The sequence below is a fragment of the Catenibacterium sp. UBA627 genome, assembly GCF_002299355.1.
In the GTDB taxonomy this organism is placed as follows: Bacteria; Bacillota_I; Bacilli_A; order Erysipelotrichales; family Coprobacillaceae; genus Catenibacterium; species Catenibacterium mitsuoka.
The window spans coordinates 1-5043 of record NZ_DBPF01000016.1 but is presented as its reverse complement, the minus strand read 5'-3'; the positions used below and the strand labels follow the sequence as shown (position 1 = coordinate 5043).

Annotated in this window: 7 protein-coding genes; 3 read left to right on the top strand and 4 right to left on the bottom strand. The window is 30.5% G+C overall.

Features of this window, described 5'->3' with window-relative positions; translation table 11 throughout:
- Positions 1–128 precede the first annotated feature (128 nt).
- Positions 129–1472: an NADP-specific glutamate dehydrogenase gene (gdhA, locus tag B2S90_RS01190; RefSeq protein ID WP_055233279.1), complete on the top strand. Its 1344-nt coding sequence runs from the start codon at positions 129–131 to the stop codon at positions 1470–1472.
- A gap of 61 nt (positions 1473–1533) precedes the next feature.
- Here gdhA and B2S90_RS01185 read toward each other — a convergent pair whose 3' ends face one another.
- Genes B2S90_RS01185 through B2S90_RS01170 form a run of 4 tightly spaced genes read right to left on the bottom strand, consistent with a single transcriptional unit; the run spans position 1534 to position 3304 of the window.
- Entirely contained in the window at positions 1534–1884 is a 351-nt protein-coding gene (locus B2S90_RS01185) for a hypothetical protein (RefSeq protein ID WP_286696416.1), read from the bottom strand.
- 38 nt (positions 1885–1922) lie between these two features.
- Positions 1923–2327 (bottom strand): hypothetical protein, encoded by a 405-nt coding sequence (locus tag B2S90_RS01180; RefSeq protein WP_055233281.1) that lies wholly within the window; start codon positions 2325–2327, stop codon positions 1923–1925.
- 11 nt (positions 2328–2338) lie between these two features.
- Entirely contained in the window at positions 2339–2725 is a 387-nt protein-coding gene (locus tag B2S90_RS01175) for a hypothetical protein (RefSeq protein WP_055233282.1), read from the bottom strand.
- A gap of 30 nt (positions 2726–2755) precedes the next feature.
- Positions 2756–3304, bottom strand: a complete 549-nt coding sequence (locus tag B2S90_RS01170) for a hypothetical protein (RefSeq protein WP_278861747.1) — start codon at positions 3302–3304, stop codon at positions 2756–2758.
- A 180-nt stretch (positions 3305–3484) separates the two neighbouring features.
- Here B2S90_RS01170 and B2S90_RS01165 point away from each other — a divergent pair, with 180 nt between their 5' ends.
- Together B2S90_RS01165 and B2S90_RS01160 are read left to right on the top strand one after the other, a co-directional pair.
- Positions 3485–4162, top strand: a complete 678-nt coding sequence (locus B2S90_RS01165) for a LytR/AlgR family response regulator transcription factor (RefSeq protein ID WP_278861746.1) — start codon at positions 3485–3487, stop codon at positions 4160–4162.
- 356 nt (positions 4163–4518) lie between these two features.
- On the top strand, positions 4519–5043 hold a 525-nt coding region (locus B2S90_RS01160; protein ID WP_286696415.1), incomplete at its 3' end, for a hypothetical protein.

Below are 5043 nucleotides of genomic sequence, written 5' to 3'. Positions count from 1 at the left end.
TATACTCACAAATTGTAATTCATACTTTTTATTATTTTAACCCTTATTTTATCTTTGTGATAATAATTTCTTATTTTATAGAAATTCTATCATGCGCATAATATAATTAATTCAAGGAGGATTTCGTTATGAAATATGTTGATAAGGTTTTAACAGAATTAAAAGAAAAAAATGCTGATCAGCCAGAATTCATTGAAGCGGCTACAAACATCTTAAAGAGTTTGGAACCAGTTATTGAAGCACACCCTGAATATGAAAATATGGCGATCCTTGAAAGATTTACTGAACCTGAAAGAGTTATTATGTTTAAAGTCCCTTGGGTTAATGATGAAGGTAAGACTATTGTGAACAGAGGTTACCGTGTACAGTTCTCTAGCGCAATCGGTCCTTACAAAGGTGGTTTAAGATTCCATCCTTCAGTAAACCTAGGTATTATTAAATTCTTAGGTCTTGAACAGATCCTAAAGAACTCTCTTACAACTTTACCTATCGGTGGTGGTAAAGGTGGTTCTGACTTTGATCCACAAGGTAAGAGTGATGCTGAAGTAATGCGTTTCTGTCAGTCATTCATGACTGAATTATACCGTCATATCGGTCCTAACGTAGACGTACCTGCTGGTGATATCGGTGTAGGTGGAAGAGAAATCGGATACTTATTTGGACAGTATAAGAGAATTAAAGATGCTTATGAAAACGGTGTTTTAACTGGTAAGGCTTTACCATTTGGTGGAAGCTTAATTCGTCCTGAAGCTACTGGTTTTGGTGCTGTTTATTATGGTAATGAAGTATTAAAACATTTCAATGACAGCTATGAAGGCAAGACTATTGCATGTTCTGGATATGGTAACGTTGCATGGGGTGTTGCTCAGAAAGCAACTGAATTTGGTGCTAAGGTTGTTACTATTTCTGGTAGAGATGGTTATGTATATGATGCAGAAGGTATCAATACTCAGGAAAAGTGGGACTTCCTTGTTGAAATCAGAACTAAGAACGATGTTAAGTTAAAAGACTATGCTGAAAAGTTTGGTGCTGAATTCCATCCAGGAGAAAAGCCTTGGGGTGTTAAGTGTGATATGGCATTCCCTTGTGCAACACAGAATGAAATCGAAGAAGAAGATGCTAAGAAGTTAGTAGAAAACGGATGTAAGTATATTATCGAAGGTGCTAATATGCCTACTACTCCTGAAGCTATCGCATACTTCACAGGTCATGAAGGTACTTTAGGTCCTGCAAAGGCAGCAAATGCTGGTGGTGTTGCAGTTTCTGCACTTGAAATGAGTCAGAACTCAATGCGTTATAGCTGGACTAAAGAAGAAGTAGATGCAAAACTACATACTATCATGGTAGATATCTACAATAACTCTGTTGCAGCAGCCGAAAAGTATGGCTTAGGTTATGACTTAATCAAAGGTGCAAATATTGCAGGATTTGAAAAAGTTGTAGATGCTATGATTGCTCAGGGTAACTATTAATATTAACGAGAGTTGTAATGAAATCATTACAGCTCTTTTTTTGCGCTTTACAAAAGGTGGATTAGTCAAATTCCACCTTTTTCTTATGATTATAGATTATACTTATTATAATATAACAAACTACCACTCCTGCAATCACAAAATTACATTCTTGAGAAAAATGACTCATTCTCAAAATCAACAAAATCATAAATATAATGATCATACAAATATTCTCTTGAAGTAATACTTTTGCGGATTTGTTTTTCTTCATACTATCAATAAGTTCATAAGCAAGTACTATTGCATCAAAAATAAAGATAACTGCAGCTATTCCTAAACAATACTTTGATGGAATCGCATCAAGATCATTAAATATCAGAAATAAGAATGTAATGATTGAACCAGTAAAATAATTCAGAATTTTTCTCATAATAGACCCTCTCTTACATATAGTATATTATTTTTTAATTAGACGCTAGGGATTACGCCTGATTTCTTTTGCTTCTTTTTCTTTCTTCTCTCTTTAATATTATAAGTAATTGCGATCGCCTGGTAAATTATTACTGAACCTGATAATATTGCAGCAATTATTGGATGTACAATACCTAAATGCAAAGGTATAAGAACAATAAGTGAAATAAGCACAAAGATATCAGTTTGTAAAAATACTTCTTTTGATTTGTTCTCTTTCATTCTGTCATTAAGAAGATATCTTAAAATGATTGCATCAAGCACAAAGAGTATAACTAATATAATTGATCGATTTTTTGATAATATTGTGTAAGAATCACCAAACATCAAATACCATACTGTGAACGCAGTACTCAATCTAGTACATATTTTCATGATGTTTGTTTTTGTTGAAAATTTCATAATGAATCCTCCTATGAGAGTCTATTATTTTTTGATACTGATTTCATCGATTTCCAATCCTTAACAAAATTGTAGACTAAGCCTATAATTAAATATAAAATAGCTGCAGATTTTACTTCATTACGATATTTTAATGGGCCAAAATTAAATACGAGAAGCATGAAAATAGTTGCTGGAACTAAAGTACAAACATAATCATCTAAAAACATTTTAATTGAATGATTTTTCTTTCTACTTTCAATAATTGCATATATTGCAAAGATTGCATCGAAAATCAGAATGATAGCCGCTATTGCTAGACGATATTGAGATGGAATCATATTGCTGCCATCTAATAACTCAAACAAAAACATAACTACTATACATATACAGATATTTAAATCCCATAATCTTTTCATAGTAAGTCCTCCTTAATAAAATGTGAGTGTTTAAATATAAGGTTTAGTGCTCATCCGCAAACTACTAGTTTTAAAACTATATGACTTTTTTGGGCCACTACCAAATTTCATTGTAAGAGTTATATAAGTTCTCTTATTATTCTTCTGACATTTATATTTTAAACAGCCTTTTACTTGAGTTCCTACCGCTAGCTTAAAAGCTGGCATCACCTTTTTAAGGGATGAAATAGAAGTCGCTGTAAAAGCTAAAATACTACCTGCTAGAAGTCCAGCTGTTTGATAATCAACAGTGAAATTCATTTTATAATGTGATGCATTTCTAGGATGATTTGCATGAACAACACACTTTTTATTTCTTCCATTAATTGTGAGCACACCTGTCTTTTTATTATATACTATATAATCTACATGCTTTGTTTTCTTATTAATTACATCCACATATCTTTTTTCACTATTCTCAAATAATTCATAGGAATAATAATTCAAATTGTTTTCTTCAATATGATCTGCAAAAACAGTAGTTATCGGGATATTTAAAACCATCACAAGAGATAATAGTATTATCGTTAATCTCTTCATTGCTTTAAACCTTTCTCTTTTTTAATTTCCATCTAGATGTTAACTAAATGTTATACTATGATATTAAAATTGCCTATAATTCTCGCATAAGAGACACATTTTCGTGCACAAAAGACATTCCACAGAAATTACATTTCAATCTAATAAAATAATATGTTAAAATATAACAGAGGTGATGTTATGAATATACTGATTTGTGATGATAATACTGCTTTCGCAATGCAGCTACAAAAGGATATAAATGAATACTTTCATAATCCTAATATGATTACAAATATGATTACTGACCATTTTGATCAAATAGAAGGTACATATGATGTTATATTCATGGATATTGAATTAAATGATAAGAACGGTATTGAAATCGCAAAATATCATAAAAACAAGCATAACTGTCTGGTTATATTCACATCAAGTCACGAGAATCTTGTATTTAATACATTTCAGGTTGAGCCTTTTCAATTCATAAGAAAGAACCATTATGATTATGATAAAAATATTGTCTTTAAGCAGTTAAAAGAGAAACTACTTACTCTTTATATCACTATTACACTTAAAGACAGTAAGCGTTCATTACAGATTCCTATTCAAGATATCTATTCAGTTGTTTCTATTGGTCATGATCTCGTTGTCCATACACCTAAAGAAGATTATATGACAACAGGTACTCTTAAAGATTTCTGTAATAATTACATCAATACAACACTCGTTCAGATTCAAAAGAATATGATTATTAACCTTCAATATGTAGAAGATTACAATCGTAATATCATCCTATATAATAATGAAAATCTGACTGTAGGACGTATCTATAAGAACAACTTTTTACACCACTACAAGGAGTATATTAAGCTATGATATTTGATTTCTTATTTTCAGTTATAAGTACTGCAATGCTTTGTTTTTGCATCAGCAGTATTTTAATACCCGAAAAAAAGTATTCCTACACTATTCTTTGTACTCCTCTTACTCTCACAGAAATGTTTATTTTTACCAACCCTAGTCTCCTCAATAACTTTTTATTGATCTTTCTTATATGTGTAACACATGCATGCATGCTTTATATTCATAAATATAAAGCTGTGATCTATAGTATTTCTACAACACTTCTATTCTTTACTGCTTTACTTTTTGTGAATCTTTTATTTGTTCGTTTATTTTCTATATTGAATATAAGCGATTTTTATGGACTTCCTTTTGGAATTCTATATTGTATGATTGCCTTGGGATTATTAAAGATATTAAAATACAACAAAAATAATCTTTCCTTCCTTGAAGAAAATAAGACCTTTGGTCTAATTGGGATTATATTACTTGTATTGATTTCTTTACTCATGCAGGCTCTTTCTTTTATTAATCTATCGCAATCTACAATCATCTTAATGACTGTATTAGTGTTTGTATTAAGTTTACTATTTCTTTTTCTATTCTTCCAATATAGACAGAATTACTTAGAGAAAGAGAAGCTAAAAATACAGAGAGAAAATAATGACCGAATTAATCATATATATGATTCTTTATTAAAGAAAGAACATCGTATGCTTTATGTATTAAGAAAGCTTGATCATGTAATATCTGATGAAGAAACACATCAGTTTATTGAGAAAGAAATAGATGATTTAATGCATAAACAATTTGTATCTCATACTAATAATCCTATCTTTGATCATAGATTAACTATTCTTATGCAGAGTTTGGAAGATTATGATATTAAGATGATAGTCATGATTCCTGTTGAT